We start from the raw sequence: 16,064 nt of genomic DNA, 5'->3' as shown, positions 1-16,064 counted from the left end.
CTAGTCCTTCAAAAGCGAGCGGGAGATGACAACCCGCATGATCTCGTTGGTGCCCTCGAGAATCTGGTGCACGCGCAGGTCACGGAGGATACGCTCAATCGGGTAATCCTGCAGATAACCATAGCCGCCATGCAGCTGCAGTGACGCGTTCACCACATCAAAGCCCGTGTCGGTGGCCAGGCGCTTGGCCATGGCAGCAGCGGCTGCCGCATCTGGCGCCTTGTTGGTGACCTTCTGGGCGGCGGCGTACAGAAGAAGCCGCGCGGCCTCAAGCTCGGTCGCCATATCCGCCAGCTTGAACTGGGTGGCCTGGAAGTCGGCAATGGACTTGCCGAACTGCTTGCGGTCCTTGGTGTAGGTGACGGCTTCATCAAGCGCGCGCTGCGCCCCGCCGATGGAGCAGGCACCGATGTTAAGGCGGCCGCCATCAAGGCCCTGCATGGCGATTTTAAAGCCCAGGCCTTCCGCGCCCACAAGGTTCGCAGCCGGAATGCGGCAATCATCGAACATCACAGCAGCGGTTGGTTGGCTGTGCCAGCCCAGTTTCTTTTCCTGCGCGCCGAACGACAGGCCCGGTGTGTCTTTTTCAACGATGAAGCAGCTGATGCCCTTTGCGCCGTCGTCTGATGTGCGCGCCATCACGACATAGACGTCGCTGGTGCCACCGCCCGAGATAAACGCCTTTGAGCCATTGAGGACATATTCGTCGCCGTCGCGCACCGCCTTTGTCTTGAGGCTTGCTGCGTCAGACCCGGCGCCGGGTTCGGTCAGGCAATAGCTTGCCATCTTTTCAAGCGTTGAAAGCTCGCCTACAAAGCGTGCGCGCTGGTCGTCATTGCCGAAGCAATCGATCATCCAGGTCGCCATATTGTGGATTGAGATCATCGCCGCGGTCGATGGGCAGCCCATGGAAAGCTGTTCGAAAATCAGCACGCTTTCCACCCGGCTGAGGCCACAGCCCCCGCCTTCCTCGGACACATAGATGCTGCCGAAGCCAAGCTCGCCAGCGGCCTTCGCCACATCTGCGGGCCACACCTTGTCTTCGTCCCACTTGTGGGCTTCCGGTGTGATCATGTCGGCGGTGAAACTGCGTGCCATATCCTGGATGGCGCGTTGATCTTCATTAAGTGAAAAGTCCAAGACTACCCCCTTGGGTTTATCTCATTGGAGGCACGCCCCGTGCCCCATACGCCAGCCCGACTGTTGCCGGGGATACTAAATATGCCGTCCCGAATTTGCCCAAGCGGGATGGCCGGTTGGTGCGGGCGGCGCCGAAGCGCAACCCGCAATACTCTATGTCGGTTTACTCGACCTTGTTGCCGTCTGCGTCCCAAACCTCGACATTGCCGAGATCCAGTTCACTGATGCCTTCCTTGATCGCTGACCAGTCACCCACGATCAGCCAGGTCAGCTTCTCTGGGTGGATATTGGCCTGCGCCGCGGCCTTGATTTTTTCGATATCAAGCGCCTTATATTTGGCGGTCAGGCTTGGCACATAGTCGTTCGAGCGACCAAAGCGGTCATTCGACAGCAGGCTGCCCAGCACAGAACCAGACGTTTCAAACTGGCCCGGCAGGCTGTTCACGGCGTCAGCAACGAACACTTCAAGCTCTTCAGCTGTCGCAGGCTTGTTGCCCAGGTACGCTGCGAACTCTTTTTCCAGTTCCTGCAGGGACTCTTTCGTCTTGTCCGTTTGTACCGGTGCATAAACAAGCCACATGCGCTGGCCGCGGGCATCGGTCGTGAAGGTGTAGGCGCCGTAAGCCCAGCCCTTGTCCTCGCGCAGGTTCATGTTAACCCGGCTAGTGAAATCACCACCCAGGATGCTGCTTGCCATTTCCTGCGTCATGTAGGCTTCGTCGCCCGTCGACGGGAACAAGTGACCTGCAAGGATCAGCGACTGCGGTGAGCCCGGCTTGTCCATAACAATCACGCGGCCTTCGCTTGGCAACGCCACTTCAGCGACATTCTTGGACGGAACAGGTGTTGACGGTGCCCGCCAGTTGCCGAATGCCTTTTCAAGCGCTGCTGTGGCTTCATCCAAAGTGATGTCACCCACCATGAAGATCTTGGCATTGTCCGGGCGGATCCAGTCCGTATGGAACTGCACCAGGTCGCTACGCTCCATGCCTTCAATCGCGGCTTCTGTGCCGGAACCGGTATATGGCACGCTGTAGCTATGGCCTGTGCCGTATAGAAGCGGTGGCAGCGTGCGAAGCGCAAGCTGAACCGGCTGTGCCTTTTCCTGAGCAATGCCCTGAATCCAGCGTGGCTTCAGGCGATCGATTTCCTCTTGCGGGAAGGCCGGGTTGCGCACCAGGTCAGACGCCAGTGCAAGCGACGATTCCATATTCGCCTTCAGCATGGACATGCTGACATTGCTCATATCCAGGTTGGAGCCTGTCGAGAGCGTCGCACCCAGGCTTTCAAGCTCAGCCGCCACTTCAAGTGACGTGCGCGTTGGCGTGCCTTCGTCCAGCATCGCGAGCGCGAAGCTTGCGGTGCCGAGCGGTCGACCGGCATCAGCCGCATAGCCCGCGTCAAACTGCAGGGCCATATTCACAACCGGCACGGTTGGGCGGTTTGCAACAACAACCTTCATGCCGTTCGACAGTATCGCTTCCTGAATTTCAGGGAACGTCAGGTCTGGCATTGCACCAACCTCAGGCAGGCCCTTGGACCGGTCAACCTGGCTTTCGGCTGTCTGGTATTTCGGATAGGGGCGTACTGTCAGCTGATAGTAGCCCTGGCCCAGCCACTTGTTGGCCGCTTCCTTCACTTCACCCATGCCCGCATTGTTCAGATGATCCAGGAGGTTCGAATAGAAGCCAGGATCACCGGCATACAGTTCTGAGCGCGCAAGCGCTGTTGCCTTGCCGCCAAAGCCGCCAATCTGCTCAAGCCCGCGAATTCGGCCAGCCAGAATGCTGGTTTTCGCGCGCTTCAGTTCTTCAGCCGTTGGACCTTCCGCAAGGAACTTGTCCATCTCGGCGTCGATCAGGCGCTGTACTTCAGCTTCGTCCACGCCTGGCTTCAAGGTCGCCTGAATTTCAAACATAGAAGCAAGCTCAAACGGCTGCGCGCTCACATTCACGCTGACCGCAAGCTGGTTCTTGTATACAAGCGCCTGATAGAGGCGCGAGTTCTTGCCGCCGCCAAGCACGTCGGCTGCCAACACCAGTTCGGCATAGTCCATGTCCGTGCGTGGTGCCACGGCCCAGTTGCGGTAAACCCGAACCTGCGGGGCTTTCTGGTCCACCATTTCTTCAATGGTGTTGTTTTCGCGCGTCGGCACCCAGGCCTTGTGTTGCTTCAGCGGCGGGCCTGCCGGGATATCGCCAAAGAATTTGTTCATCTTCTCTTTGGCGGTCTCGACATCAATGTCACCCGCCAGAACAATCACCGTGTTGGCGGCGCCATAATATTCCTTGAACCAACCCTTCACGTCATCGAGCGACGCGGCGGAAAGGTCTTCCATCGAGCCGATGGTGGAATGACGGTATGGGTGGCCAACAGGGAACAGACCTTCAAGCTGGCGGTATTCCACCAGGCCATATGGTGCATTGTCGCCCTGGCGTTTTTCGTTCTGTACAACGCCAATCTGGTTATCCAGCTTTTCCTGCGTCACAGCCCCCAGAAGGTGGCCCATGCGGTCCGATTCCATCCACAGCGCCATATCAAGCGCCGGCGTTGGAACGTTCTGGAAATAGTTCGTGCGGTCAAACCAGGTGGTGCCGTTCATCGCAGTTGCGCCAACGGCCTTGAAAGGCTTGAAGAATTCGTCGTCATAGTTTTCCGACCCGTTGAACATAAGGTGTTCAAACAGGTGGGCAAAACCGGTCTTGCCTTCAGGCTCGTCTTTCGAACCCACATGATACCAAACGCTGACAGCCACAATCGGCGCCTTGCGGTCTTCGTGTACGATGACCCGGAGGCCATTATCGAGCGTAAATTTTTCAAATGGAATATCGACCTTCAGGTCCACACTGGTGTCGACTTCTGCTGCAACAGGCTGAGACTTTGTGTTGCCTTCTTCTGGCTGGCAGGCTGCCAGAGCCGTAAGCGCCACAGCGCCAAGTAGTAGTGATTTGAAATTCATGAGAATCATCTCCCCGCGTTCTCGTGTTTGGTGGGGCTATGCCCCGCTCCCTCGTTGCTTCGAAGGTATTGATTTACTTGGAACTTTTCTGTCTCACCCCCAAAACAGACGGGCCCGGAAACACATCATGCTCCGGGCCCTAGTAATTTAGCTGTTCAGCGTTGGAATTACAAACTCTGCGCCGGACCGGATACCCGTTGGCCAACGGGAGGTCACAGTTTTGGTTTTGGTGTAGAAACGAACACCTTCCATGCCGTGCTGGTTGATGTCACCAAAGGCGGAGTTTTTCCAGCCGCCGAAGGTGTGGAACGCCAGCGGCACAGGGATCGGCACATTGACGCCAACCATGCCCACTTCAACGCGGTTCACATATTCGCGCGCAGTGTCGCCGTCGCGGGTGTAGATCGAAGTGCCGTTGCCATATTCATGGATGGACGGCAGGCTTGCGGCTTCGTCGAAGCTTTCAGTGCGCATGATCTGCAGCGTCGGACCGAATATCTCTTCCTTGTAGGTACGCATCTCCGGCTTGACGTTGTCGAACAGGGAACCACCAAGATAGTAGCCGTTCTCAAAGCCCTGCATCTTATATTCGAAGTTCCGGCCATCAACGACCACGGAAGCGCCTTCCTGCTCAGCCAGGTCAAGATAACCGCGTACTTTCGCCAGATGGTCAGCTGTCACCAGCGGGCCCATTTCGGCTTCCATGTCCATGGAGTGGCCGATCTTCAGCGCTTCAACACGTGGCTTCAGCATCTCAACCAGCTTGTCAGCAGTTGCCTTGCCCACAGGAACAGCCACGGAAATCGCCATGCAGCGCTCGCCTGCAGAACCATAGGCCGCTCCGATCAGCGCATCGCTTACCTGCTCAAGGTCAGCATCCGGCATGATCAGCATGTGGTTCTTCGCGCCACCCATTGCCTGGCAGCGTTTGCCATGCGCGGTTGCGGTTGCGTAAACATACTGTGCGATCGGCGTGGAGCCCACAAAGGACACGGCCTTCACGCGTGGGTCGGTACAAACTGTATCAACAGCTTCTTTGTCGCCGTTCACTACGTTGAACACACCATCCGGCAGGCCAGCTTCGGCCCAGCATTTGGCCAGCATCAGCGGCACAGTCGGGTCTTTTTCCGATGGCTTCAGAACGTATGTGTTGCCGCAAGCAATCGCCACACAGCTCATCCACAGCGGGATCATGGCCGGGAAGTTGAACGGCGTGATGCCCGCAACAACGCCCAGCGGCTTGCGCATGCTATACATGTCGATACCGGTAGAAACATTATCGGAAAATTCGCCCTTGATCAGGTGCGGGATGCCTTGTGCGAACTCGGCAACCTCAAGGCCGCGCTGCACATCGCCCTGCGCGTCAGAGAACACCTTGCCGTGCTCAGACGCCAGCGCTTCAGCAAGCGCGTCCTTTTCGCGGTACAGAATGTGCACCAGGTTCTGCAGAACGCGCGCGCGCTTTACAACAGACGTTGCGGCCCATGCCGGAAATGCTGCATCCGCTGCCGCGATCGCGTCTTCAACCTGCGCCTTGCTGGCCAGCGATACCTTACCTGCCTGCTCGCCCGTGGATGGGTTGAAAATCGGACCAAACCGGCCGGACGTGCCTTCTACGTCCTTGCCGCCAATATAGTGATGACGCTCATACATGCGTTAAGTCTCCAAAATGATACACGCGGCCGCCGTCCGGGAAATCGGACATTCAAAGGTCGTGGGCCGCGACTCCGCCCCAAAATCCGGCACACCCTATAACATGCAATATTGCACGTCACTGAGAAGTTTTGCATTATAGTTTGTGCAATTATGCACAAACTATAATGGTGCCTCAAAATGTTCGATTGGAACGACATGCGCTATTTCCTGGAGCTGGCGCGGCGCGGCAAGCTGGCTGCGGCAGCGCTCAGGCTGGGCGTTGATCACACAACGGTTTCGCGCCGCATTACAGCGCTTGAAAAGGAACTGGGCATTGAGCTGTTCGACCGGGAAAATCGGGCCTACAAGCTGAACGCCGACGGGCGCCGCATGCTTGCCTATGCCGAAAGGATGGAGGCCAGTTCACTTGCGCTGATGGACGAGGTGGCACCTGTGGCCTCAGGCCCCCAGGGTACGGTGCGACTTTCCACGCCCGAAGCCTTCGGCAGCCAGTTTCTGGTTCGCCACTGCATGGGCTTCCGCCAAAGGAACCCGGGCATCACGCTCGAGCTGGTCGCAGAGACCCGGTCACTGAACCTGAGCAGGCGGGAAGCAGACGCCGCCATCACGCTGGCACGGCCAAGCCACGGCCGGATCGTCAGCGAAAAGGCGGGGGTTTACCGCCTGCGCCTTTATGCGGCGCCAAGCTATCTGCAGCAACACCCACCCATCGTCAGCCTGTCTGACCTGAAGCATCACCATTTCATCTGGTATGTGGATGACCTGCTGCCGCTGCCGGAACTGCAGATGCTGGATAAGGCCATCAGTGACCCGCATGTGATTTTTCGCACCACCAGCGTAACCGGGCAGGCAAACGCCGCCGAGGCGGGCCTTGGGATCGCACTTCTGCCCTGCTATTTGGCAGACCGCATCAAGGGCATTACGCCAGTCCTGCCAAGCGAAATTTCTGTGCTCCGCGACCTATGGCTGGTGGTTCATGACGACCTCAGACCAGAAGCCCATATGGACCAGGTCTGTACTTTCCTGACCACGCTGATTGCTTCGGAACGGCGCACGCTTTTGGGGGCTCTGTAAAGTAACAGCTATTCAGCCGCTTTCGTAATCACGCGCTCTTTGGGGAACTTCAGGCAGATATTAGTGCCCACACCCTTCTGGCTTTCGATAAAGATATCGCCACCATGAAGCTGGATGAAGGTTCGCACCAGTGACAAACCAAGGCCCGTACCTTCGTGGCTCCGTGTCAGCACGCTTTCGATCTGGCCGAAGGGCTCAAGGGCGGTTGCAATTTCTTCGTCTGTCATGCCTTCACCTGTATCCTTGACGATGATGGCATAGCTGTTGTCTGGCAGCACAGTGCATCCTGCGGTAATGGTTCCGCCCGCCGGTGTGAATTTGATGGCGTTCGACAGAAGATTCAATAGCATCTGCTTGACGATGCGGCGGTCCGCCCAGACATGCAGCTCACGCGTGATCTCCGAATCAACAAGAAGCCCTTTTTCCTTGGCGTTGAACTCAACAATTGGCAGGCATTCATCCACCAACTCATCAAGGCAGAATTCTTCTTCGTCCAGTTCAAGCTTGCCGGCTTCCACCTTGGCAAGGTCAAGAATGTCGCTGATGATATCCAAGAGTAACTTGCCGCTGCGGTTGATCAGGTGGCTGTATTCCTGGTAGCGCTCTTCTCCTAGACGGCCAAAAACCTGCAGGTTCATCACTTCTGAAAAGCCAATGATGGCATTGAGCGGCGTCCTCAGTTCATGGCTCATTTTCGCCAGGAATTCGGTTTTGGCGCGATTGGCCCGCTCTGCTTCTTCAACAGCGCGCTGCAGTTCCTGCGTGCGCTGCAGAAGGTCCGCTTCCGCTTTCTTACGGCGGCGCACTTCGTCTTCCCACAGCAGCGAAATCTTGAACCAGCGCGAAAGGCCCAGCGCCATCAGGAAAATACCCGGCACATAGCCAAATGCCGCAACCATCAGGTTCCAGGTATCCTTGCCCGCCATGGCATCCATATGGGACTTCAGCGTGGTTTCTTCGAGATAGTCGACAAGGGCAGCAACGCTGAGGATCGCCGACCCGAGGAGAATCATCTTCAGGCCACGATCAAGGCCCTTGATCCGCCTGACTTTGGCAAGCAGCATCAAGGGTACCATGGTGATACCCAGGAAAATCAGAAGATCAGCGTGCACTATTCCCACTCGTGCCCCCCAATGGCAAGGAATAGCCCTCTCGGGCACTATTTCCCTCCCTATGCCGCGCAGCCAATGGCGTCCGCAAACAATCGGGAGATAATCCGCTAGACCTTTAAGGTCCTCTTTCTGTTAATAGTTCGCTCCGCCCGGTTCGGCAACTATTACCTGCAGCAGCAGCACCAAATACTAACCCATATTTCTTGTTGTTGTCACTTGAGCGTCCCCCATGCGGCAGCTTGCCGCAAGAAATGCTTTCATTTGATTACAAAGCCCCTAACCGATAAAGATAGCCTGCAGTCGGGCTTCAGGCATTCGGGGAAACACATGCGTCGCGCCTTCAAAATACATATGTGGCCTGTCTGGATTCTGGCCCTTGGGACCCAGGGCAAGTCCTTCAAGGCCAATCCGATCATCGGGTCCCCTATCCTGAACAGGCTTGGACTGCATATGATCAGGGTCCTGCTTGCGCGCGCGACAGCACACCTCCGTTGGATGATGCTTGCCCACAAAATGCCGAAAGCCCTGCGCCAGACCTTCCAGCGTGATGGCTTTTGCATGGTGCCTGACTTCCTGAACAAGGAAACGCTGGAGAATATCCGGGCGGAGGTAGCTGCATACGACGGTGAAGTGCGGCAGATGACACAGGGCAATACAGCCACGCAGCGCATCCTGCTGGATCACGCGGCGCTTGAAGGCCGCCCAGCGCTGAAGTCTGCGACTGAGAACAAGCGCTTCCTTGACCTTCTGGCCTATGGCGGCGCCACCGCCATTCGGCCGATGCTTTATATCCAGCGAATCCGCAACGGCTTCAGAAGCGGCAAGGCTGACCCCCAAAAAACGATGCATGCAGACACCTTCCACCCCACCATGAAAGCCTGGCTGTTCCTTGAGGACGTTGAGGTAGAAGACGGCCCCTTCACCTATGTTCGTGGGTCGAACCGGCTATCGTGGAAGCGCTTCAAATGGGAATACCGGCGGTCCTGCGTGGCAGCTAACATCGGGGATGGCTATTCCGAAAAAGGCTCATTCCGTGCCGGGCCCGAGGACCTGGAGGCCATGGGCCTGCCCGCACCAGAAGGCCTTACAGCCAAGGCAGGCACGCTCGTAATTGCCAACACCAACGGCTTCCACGGTCGCGGCCAGGCCAAGGACGGCGCCAACAGGATCGAGCTGTGGGCCTACAGCCGCCATAATCCGTTTTCCATCCTGCCCGGTTTCGGCCTCCGGTGGCGCATGCGGCTGGAGCACGCGATTTTGCACCGTTTCTGGCGCCACAAGGACAAGGTCGCAGCGTCGAAAAACAGCCGCGCCAGCTGGCACCTGATCAATGCGCATGACATGCTGGACTGATTACTGCCCCATTCCGATACACGAGTTTCAAAAAAAGGCCTGAATTCTGTTTAGAAATCAGGTATCTGCCGTTATGCTTCACGCAAACGGGCATCAGGGGGATGTTATTCTATGCCGCATAAAGACCTAGCTGTCGTAGTCCTGGCCGCCGGCAAGGGAACCCGCATGAAATCGGCGCTGCATAAAGTGCTGCACCCTGTTGGCGGGCGCCCCATGCTGCATCACCTGCTGGCAACCGTTGACGCGCTTCAGCCCAGCCGGAAAATCCTGGTGGTCGGTGCCGGGCGCGAACAGGTGGAAGCCGCTACAAGCGGCTGCGAGATTGTTACGCAGGCGGAACAACATGGCACAGGCCACGCCGTCATGGTTGCCCGCGATGCCCTTGAAGGCCACAGCGGAGACGTACTGGTGCTATATGGCGACGTACCTTTTGTTCCGCTGGAAGTAATGCATTCCATGATCGATGCCCGCACGCGCGACACCAATGCAGGCCTTGTTGTGTTGGGCTTCACACCGGAAGACCCGGGCCGCTACGGCCGTCTGGTACTGGATGACGGTGGCACGCTGGAGCGTATTGTCGAATATAAGGACGCCACAGAGGCCGAGCGCGCCATCACGCTTTGCAACAGCGGCATGATGCTGATTGACGGCAGCGCGCTTTTTGGCTGGCTGGACCAACTGTCGAACAACAATGCGGCGGGTGAATATTACCTGACTGACCTTGTAGCTGTTGCCCGCAAGGACGGGCGCACCATCGCCGTGACCCTGGCGGCCGAAGAAGACGTGCTTGGTGTCAACAGCCGCGCCGACCTGGCGCTGGCCGAAGCCTGCTTCCAAAGAGCCAAACGCGAAGAGGCCATGGCCGCAGGCGTGACCCTGATCGATCCCGCCACCACCTATTTCAGCTATGACACAGTAATCGGCCAGGATGTCACCATTGAGCCCGGCGTCTTCTTCGGCCCCGGCGTAACAGTGGAAAACGGCGCCACCATCAAGGCATACAGCCACCTGGAAGGCGCAACAGTGCGCAAGGGCGCAAGCGTTGGCCCGTTCGCGCGCCTCAGGACCGCCGCCGACATCGGCGAAGGTGCCAAGATCGGCAACTTCGTGGAGGTCAAGAAAGCCACACTGGACAAGGGCGTGAAAGTAAGCCACCTGAGCTATATTGGCGATGCCACCATCGGCGCTGACGCCAACATTGGCGCAGGCACCATCACCTGCAATTATGACGGCTTCCTCAAGTTCCAGACCATCATTGGTGCAGGCGCCTTTATCGGCTCGAACACCGCGCTTGTGGCACCCGTGACAGTGGGCGAAGGTGCCATGGTGGGCGCAGGCAGCGTGATCACCAAGGATGTGGATGACCACGCCCTCGCGGTTGGCCGCGGCAAACAGATGGGCAAGGCAGGCTTCGCCGCCAAGTTCCGGGAAGAACAGGCCGCCAAGAAAGCGGCTGAAAAGAACAAGAAAGGGTCCTGAGGAAATGTGCGGCATCGTTGGAATACTCGGGACATCTCCTGCCACCCCACGCATTCTTGAAAGCCTGGCCCGGCTTGAATACCGCGGGTATGACAGCGCCGGCATCGCCACCATTGAGGGGGGTAAATTGGACCGCCGCCGCGCGCCCGGCAAGCTGAGCGAGCTTAGGGCTGTGATCGAAGCCCAGCCGCTGTCTGGCAATAACGGCATTGGCCACACCCGCTGGGCAACTCACGGCGAACCCACTAAAGCCAACGCCCATCCGCATATGACCGACCAGGTCGCAATTGTGCATAACGGCATCATCGAAAATTTCCGCCCCCTGAAGGAAGAGCTGCTGGCGAAAGGCGTAACGTTTGAAGGTGAAACCGACACCGAGGTGGTGGCGCGCCTTTTGACCGCATATCTGAATGAGGGCATGGCCCCGCGCGATGCCTTCCAGAAAACCCTTGGCCGTCTTGTCGGTGCCTTTGCGCTATGCGTGCTAATAAAGGGCGAGGACGACCTGATGTTCGGTGCGCGCGAAGGCAGCCCGCTGGTGGTTGGTTTCGGCGAAGGCGAAAATTATCTGGGCTCAGACGCCATGGCGCTCGCGAGCCTCTCGAGCAAGCTGATTTACCTTGAGGAAGGCGACTGGGCTGAACTGACCCACGATAGCGTGCAAGTGTTTGACAAGGCAGGCAAAGCCGTCAAGCGCCCCACCACCATTAGTCAGGTGGCGGCCACCATGGTGGACAAAGGCAATCACCGCCACTTCATGCAGAAAGAGATTTTCGAGCAGCCGACGGTAGTGGCCCAGGCGCTTGGGCGCTATCTGGACCCAGTGGCTGGCAAGGTGCGCCTGCCCCACATGCCGTTTGAACTGGCGACGGTTCCTAAGGTGACGCTCGTAGCCTGCGGCACCAGCTATTACGCCGCCCTTGTGGCGCGCTACTGGATTGAAAAACTGGCCCGCGTGCCGGTTGAGGTGGATATCGCCAGTGAGTTCCGCTACCGCGAGCCTGTATACATGGATGGCGGCCTGGCCATCTTCATTTCCCAGTCGGGTGAAACGGCAGACACACTGGCGGCCCTGAGGCACGCAAAGGCGGCAGGCCAGCGCGTGGCAACTATCGTGAATGTGATGGGCTCTACTATGGCACGGGAAGCTGACGTGGTGCTGCCGATCCACGCGGGCGCAGAAATCGGCGTGGCCAGCACCAAGGCCTTCACCTGCCAACTGAGCGTGCTTGCGGCCCTGGCAGTAGACTTGGCCGCTGCCAAGGGGCAGATCGATGAAGCACAGGAAGCAGCCTTCGTTCAGGAGCTGGAAACCGCACCCAAGCTGATGGCGCAGGTACTGGCCAATGACGAAGCAATTGAGGAAATCGCCCGCGCGATCGCCCCTGCACGCGACGTCCTGTTCGTGGGCCGCGGCATCCATTTCCCCATCGCCATGGAAGGTGCGCTGAAGCTGAAGGAAATCAGCTATATCCACGCCGAAGGCTATGCCGCTGGTGAGCTAAAGCACGGCCCCATCGCGCTGATAGACGAAAATGTGCCCGTCATCGGCATCGCACCGAATGACGAGCTGATCGATAAGACAGTTTCAAACCTGCAGGAAATCATGGCCCGCCAGGGCAAGGTGATTCTGCTGTCGGACAATGCGGAAAGCGAGGCCGAAGGCATGTTCGCACGCCTTGAAATGCCATCCGCCGGCGAATTGGTAACACCGATCCTCTATGCAATCCCCGTCCAGCTACTGGCCTATTATGCCGCCGTTGAAAAGGGCACGGACGTGGACCAGCCGCGGAATCTGGCGAAATCAGTAACCGTGGAATGAACCCCCACATAAGATATCTGCTACTTGCAGGCCGAGAAGCCCCCAATAGGCCCGAGAGAAAGCGCGGGGCTTGGGCCTTGAGGCCGGGCCGATTTTCTGAAATGATGTGTACCTCAGTCTCGGGGGCGAGCGGCAATGGCCATGAAACAACCCGGCACAGCGCGTTGGCGTGATGCAAACGGCCGGACAACAGATGCTTTTAACTACGATAGCTTGACTGCCGCACCTGAGCGGATGACCGTCTTGAGCTTCGAAACCAGCGCCCTCGCGCAGAAAGAACAGTTCGACGGCTGGTATGATTTTCGCGGGCAGGTTGGGACGTTGACGCGCCCCGGCCCCTACGCAGCCTCATTTGAAGCGGGTATGGAGGAAGCTAAGACAAGCGTTTCCTCCCTGTCGCGCTGCTGGGTCAACAGCGAAGCCACTATCAACCGCAATGGCAAATTCATTGATCAACCCGGTTGCGATATCATGGCATTCCAGTTTCAGGTGCATGGCGGTGACGCGACGACCGAATATGCCCACGGCAAACTGATCCGGCCCGGCCAGATCCGCATCGTCGACCTTGCCCAACCGATGCATATCTCCAGCCAGGGGTTTGAGAACCTGACGCTTGCGATGCCCAAGTCGGTCATGCTTGAGCGCATGCCCATGCTGGCTGACATGCACGGCGATATATTAGAGGAAACACCGATGGTGTTCCTGGCATGGCGGTTCATGCGCATGGCGATGGACTCCTTGCACCAGCTAACTGTTGCGGAAGCCGAGGCGGTTAGCCACAGCGCGCTCGACCTTATGGAAACAGCGCTACTTGGCTACAGCGATTCCCGGCGGCTTGAGTCGGCAACCACAGACGCAGCCGTGTACAGTGCGGTCGAGCGATATATCAGCGAAAACCTTCATAACCCTGCCCTGTCGCCCGACATGATCGCCCATCATGTCGCAGTCTCCCGGCGTAAGCTTTACCGGGCTTGCAAACCTTACGGCACCCCCATGGAGTTGGTTAAGCGGGCGCGGCTGAATTGGGCGCTTGAACAGATTAAGCTTGGGCGCGTCCGGAATGTCACGCAACTGGCGTTTGACGCCGGCTTTGAAAGCCGCGAAACCTTCAGCCGCCAGTTCAAGCGCGCCTTCGGCTATTCCGCGCGGGAGTTTATGATGTCTGCCCAGACTGGTAGCACATAAGCCAGCTCAGGCCAAAGCGCGACTAGCTACAATCTGCTCACTCAACTCCTGCACTCAAGCCTGCCGCCAAATAGGCACGCAGCCTCATCTTTTCAGGCAGCGGCCACCGCCGTGAACAGTGGCGTCCTGATCGACCCCCGTGGGGCAGGCAGGCTGTTCCTTGAAGGGCTCAATACTGCCGACCTCACAGGCATGACCATCCTGCTTTAGGTGGCTGTTGACCCACATCGAAGCAGACGAACTGCAAACACCACCCGAATACAATACTTTATTGTCCAGCTACTTCATCCCAGGGTGACGGACGCCAAATCATCCAGTTGCAGGCCAATGATGAAGATGCTTTCGCCTTCGCCGAGGGTAATCAGCACGCCGTCCTGGCCATCAACTGACTGTTCCGCTGACGCGGCTTGCAGACCTGCCAGGTCGGTAATACCCGCAAAGCTCACCAACAACACATCGTCGCCCAGATCAAAATCGGTGATAGTGTCGTTGCCGGAAACAGCACCGAAGATGAAAACGTCAGCGCCACTGCCGCCTGTCAGCACATCATCGCCCGCACCGCCCCAAAGGGTATCCGCCCCGGAACCACCATCAAGCGTGTCGTTGCCTTCGCCGCCGTAGATCAGGTCTGCACCGCGGCCGCCCTCAATGCTATCGGCCTCTGTGCCACCGCCCAGCGTATCATTGCCCAACCCGCCATAAACAACATCGTCACCAGCACCCGCCCAAACAATGTTGCCGCTGACATCGCCATTTTCATTGGCTATGTTGGTGGCATAGATGCGGTCATCGCCCGCCCCACCAAGGATAAGGTCAGCGCCGTCGCCGCCCTCGATGGTGTCATTGCCAGCACCGCCGCTGACCGTGTCATCGCCCTGGCCGCCATCCACATAGTCATCGCCGCTGCCTGCCGCGACCGTGTCGTCATCCACGCCGAATTCAAGAGTGTCATTGCCGTCTGTAGCGGTCGTCGTATCCAGGCTTGAAGTCGGCTGTTCAGAGTGGTCCGGCGTGCTCGGCAATGAAAAAGAAAACGCCCGTGCTGCGATGCCTGAGCTGTCACCGTCAACCGCAGGATCGCTACTGACCCATGTAAACGCCACATCATCGCCACTTAGATAGGTAACTGCAGAATGGTTCTGGGCACTTGCGACACGCTCGTTGATCGTCGTCTCATCACCTACCTTATTGCCGTTCGCATCAAACAGCTGCGCGGCTATGCTGGTGCCATCACCGTCACCGCCTGCAGCATTCTGCGTCCAGGAGATAACGAACCCACCTTTTGAGACGGCAGTAACAGATGGCTGCGTCTGAACGCTGGACGTCAAGGTGTTGACTATAAACTCATCCCCCTTGGGGGTGCCTGAGGCGTCAAAAATACGGGCAGAAACAGCATTAAGGTCACCATCCGCATCTGTAGCGCCATTTCGCCATGTAATCACGAAGCCACCGTTCGTAAGCCCGGCAATATCCGGCTCATCCTGAGCGCCCTGGCTTACCGTATTGACGGTAAATTCGCCCCCCACCGGGTTACCTGAGGCGTCAAATATCTGGGCAGCAATACCCGAGCTGTCCCCATCCACATCAGGATCACCGCTTTCCCAGGCGATAACGAAACCACCACCGCTCAAGCCTGCAACGACGGCTTTCTCCTGCGTCCCTTCCGCTTCGGTATTGACAACGAATTCGCTGCCTACCTTGTTACCAGCGGCATCGAATATCTGGCCGGCTATACCGTAACCATCCCCATCCACATCAGGATCAGTGCTTTCCCAGGTAACGACAAAACCGCCACCTGCGAGACTGGTAACATCGGGCGTTAACTGAAAGCCCTCAACCTCGGTATTGACAGCAAATTCACCGCCTACCTTGTTGCCCGAAGCGTCAAATATCTGCCCAGAAACAGCGGCATTGTCCCCGTCCACATCCAGATCATTGGAGCCCCAGGTTACAATAAAGCCGCCCCCCGGCAGGCCCGTAACGGCTACATTGTCTTGATTGTCCTCAAACTCAGTGTTTACGGTAAACTCAGCGCCCACCGGGTTGCCATCGCTATCAAAAACTTGTCCTGCCAGGCCGTAACCATCACCGTCGTATGCTGCACTGAAGTTTGTCCAGACCACAACATAACCGCCGCCTTCAAGGCTGGCTATTTCCGGTCGAACCTGACCCACACTAGTATAAGTATTTGCGGTAAATTCGTTACCGTTTGCGGTTAAACCGGGCATGAATATTCGCTCCCCAATCTGTTAAATAGAAAGAAACTTAGCGCAAAACTGCGGGC

General features: G+C 57.7%; 10 protein-coding genes. 5 read left to right on the top strand and 5 right to left on the bottom strand.

From position 1 onward, the window contains the following. From ACFO5Q_RS05275 to ACFO5Q_RS05265, 3 genes are all read right to left on the bottom strand, one after another. Positions 1 to 1,140, bottom strand: a complete 1,140-nt coding sequence (locus tag ACFO5Q_RS05275; protein WP_082719957.1) for an acyl-CoA dehydrogenase family protein — start codon at positions 1,138 to 1,140, stop codon at positions 1 to 3. Between the two features lie 163 nt (positions 1,141 to 1,303). Continuing rightward, positions 1,304 to 4,108 (bottom strand): M16 family metallopeptidase, encoded by a 2,805-nt coding sequence (locus tag ACFO5Q_RS05270; protein WP_068149636.1) that lies wholly within the window; start codon positions 4,106 to 4,108, stop codon positions 1,304 to 1,306. A 138-nt stretch (positions 4,109 to 4,246) separates the two neighbouring features. Next, positions 4,247 to 5,752, bottom strand: a complete 1,506-nt coding sequence (locus ACFO5Q_RS05265; RefSeq protein WP_068149639.1) for a CoA-acylating methylmalonate-semialdehyde dehydrogenase — start codon at positions 5,750 to 5,752, stop codon at positions 4,247 to 4,249. A 180-nt stretch (positions 5,753 to 5,932) separates the two neighbouring features. Between ACFO5Q_RS05265 and ACFO5Q_RS05260 the strand changes: the two genes are divergently transcribed. Next, a complete protein-coding gene (locus tag ACFO5Q_RS05260) occupies positions 5,933 to 6,829 on the top strand; it encodes a LysR family transcriptional regulator (protein WP_082719958.1) in 897 nt (298 codons plus the stop codon). An 8-nt stretch (positions 6,830 to 6,837) separates the two neighbouring features. Here ACFO5Q_RS05260 and ACFO5Q_RS05255 read toward each other — a convergent pair whose 3' ends face one another. Further along, a complete protein-coding gene (locus tag ACFO5Q_RS05255) occupies positions 6,838 to 7,950 on the bottom strand; it encodes a sensor histidine kinase (protein WP_156431994.1) in 1,113 nt (370 codons plus the stop codon). A 318-nt stretch (positions 7,951 to 8,268) separates the two neighbouring features. Here ACFO5Q_RS05255 and ACFO5Q_RS05250 point away from each other — a divergent pair, with 318 nt between their 5' ends. From ACFO5Q_RS05250 to ACFO5Q_RS05235, 4 genes are all read left to right on the top strand, one after another. Then, on the top strand, positions 8,269 to 9,294 hold the full coding sequence (locus ACFO5Q_RS05250) for a phytanoyl-CoA dioxygenase family protein (RefSeq protein ID WP_068149646.1): 1,026 nt from the start codon (positions 8,269 to 8,271) through the stop codon (positions 9,292 to 9,294). Between the two features lie 111 nt (positions 9,295 to 9,405). Continuing rightward, the gene (glmU, locus tag ACFO5Q_RS05245) at positions 9,406 to 10,773 is read left to right on the top strand and encodes a bifunctional UDP-N-acetylglucosamine diphosphorylase/glucosamine-1-phosphate N-acetyltransferase GlmU (RefSeq protein ID WP_068149650.1); all 1,368 of its coding nucleotides are present in this window, start codon (positions 9,406 to 9,408) and stop codon (positions 10,771 to 10,773) included. Positions 10,774 to 10,777: 4 nt separating this feature from the next. Further along, positions 10,778 to 12,595 carry a glutamine--fructose-6-phosphate transaminase (isomerizing) gene (gene glmS, locus ACFO5Q_RS05240; protein ID WP_068149653.1) on the top strand — a complete coding sequence of 606 codons (1,818 nt, stop codon included), beginning with the start codon at positions 10,778 to 10,780 and terminating at the stop codon, positions 12,593 to 12,595. Between the two features lie 135 nt (positions 12,596 to 12,730). After that, positions 12,731 to 13,780, top strand: coding sequence for a helix-turn-helix domain-containing protein (locus ACFO5Q_RS05235; protein WP_068149657.1), 1,050 nt, complete (start codon positions 12,731 to 12,733; stop codon positions 13,778 to 13,780). 284 nt (positions 13,781 to 14,064) lie between these two features. Here ACFO5Q_RS05235 and ACFO5Q_RS05230 read toward each other — a convergent pair whose 3' ends face one another. After that, a complete protein-coding gene (locus ACFO5Q_RS05230; RefSeq protein WP_068149663.1) occupies positions 14,065 to 16,008 on the bottom strand; it encodes a calcium-binding protein in 1,944 nt (647 codons plus the stop codon). Positions 16,009 to 16,064 lie beyond the last annotated feature (56 nt).

It is taken from the genome of Kordiimonas lipolytica (assembly GCF_042651265.1).
In the GTDB taxonomy this organism is placed as follows: Bacteria; Pseudomonadota; Alphaproteobacteria; order Sphingomonadales; family Kordiimonadaceae; genus Kordiimonas; species Kordiimonas lipolytica.
The sequence above is the reverse complement of the archived record's forward strand: the minus strand, read 5'-3'. Positions and strand labels throughout refer to the sequence as shown.

What these genes read in the sequence shown, in the direction of transcription:
- ACFO5Q_RS05270 (WP_068149636.1), bottom strand. Translation starts at nt 4,108, where the DNA reads ATGATTCTCATGAATTTCAAATCACTACTACTTGGCGCTGTGGCGCTT.
- ACFO5Q_RS05265 (WP_068149639.1), bottom strand. Translation starts at nt 5,752, where the DNA reads ATGTATGAGCGTCATCACTATATTGGCGGCAAGGACGTAGAAGGCACG.
- ACFO5Q_RS05260 (WP_082719958.1), top strand. Translation starts at nt 5,933, where the DNA reads ATGTTCGATTGGAACGACATGCGCTATTTCCTGGAGCTGGCGCGGCGC.
- ACFO5Q_RS05250 (WP_068149646.1), top strand. Translation starts at nt 8,269, where the DNA reads ATGCGTCGCGCCTTCAAAATACATATGTGGCCTGTCTGGATTCTGGCC.
- glmU (WP_068149650.1), top strand. Translation starts at nt 9,406, where the DNA reads ATGCCGCATAAAGACCTAGCTGTCGTAGTCCTGGCCGCCGGCAAGGGA.
- glmS (WP_068149653.1), top strand. Translation starts at nt 10,778, where the DNA reads ATGTGCGGCATCGTTGGAATACTCGGGACATCTCCTGCCACCCCACGC.
- ACFO5Q_RS05235 (WP_068149657.1), top strand. Translation starts at nt 12,731, where the DNA reads ATGGCCATGAAACAACCCGGCACAGCGCGTTGGCGTGATGCAAACGGC.
- ACFO5Q_RS05230 (WP_068149663.1), bottom strand. Translation starts at nt 16,008, where the DNA reads ATGCCCGGTTTAACCGCAAACGGTAACGAATTTACCGCAAATACTTAT.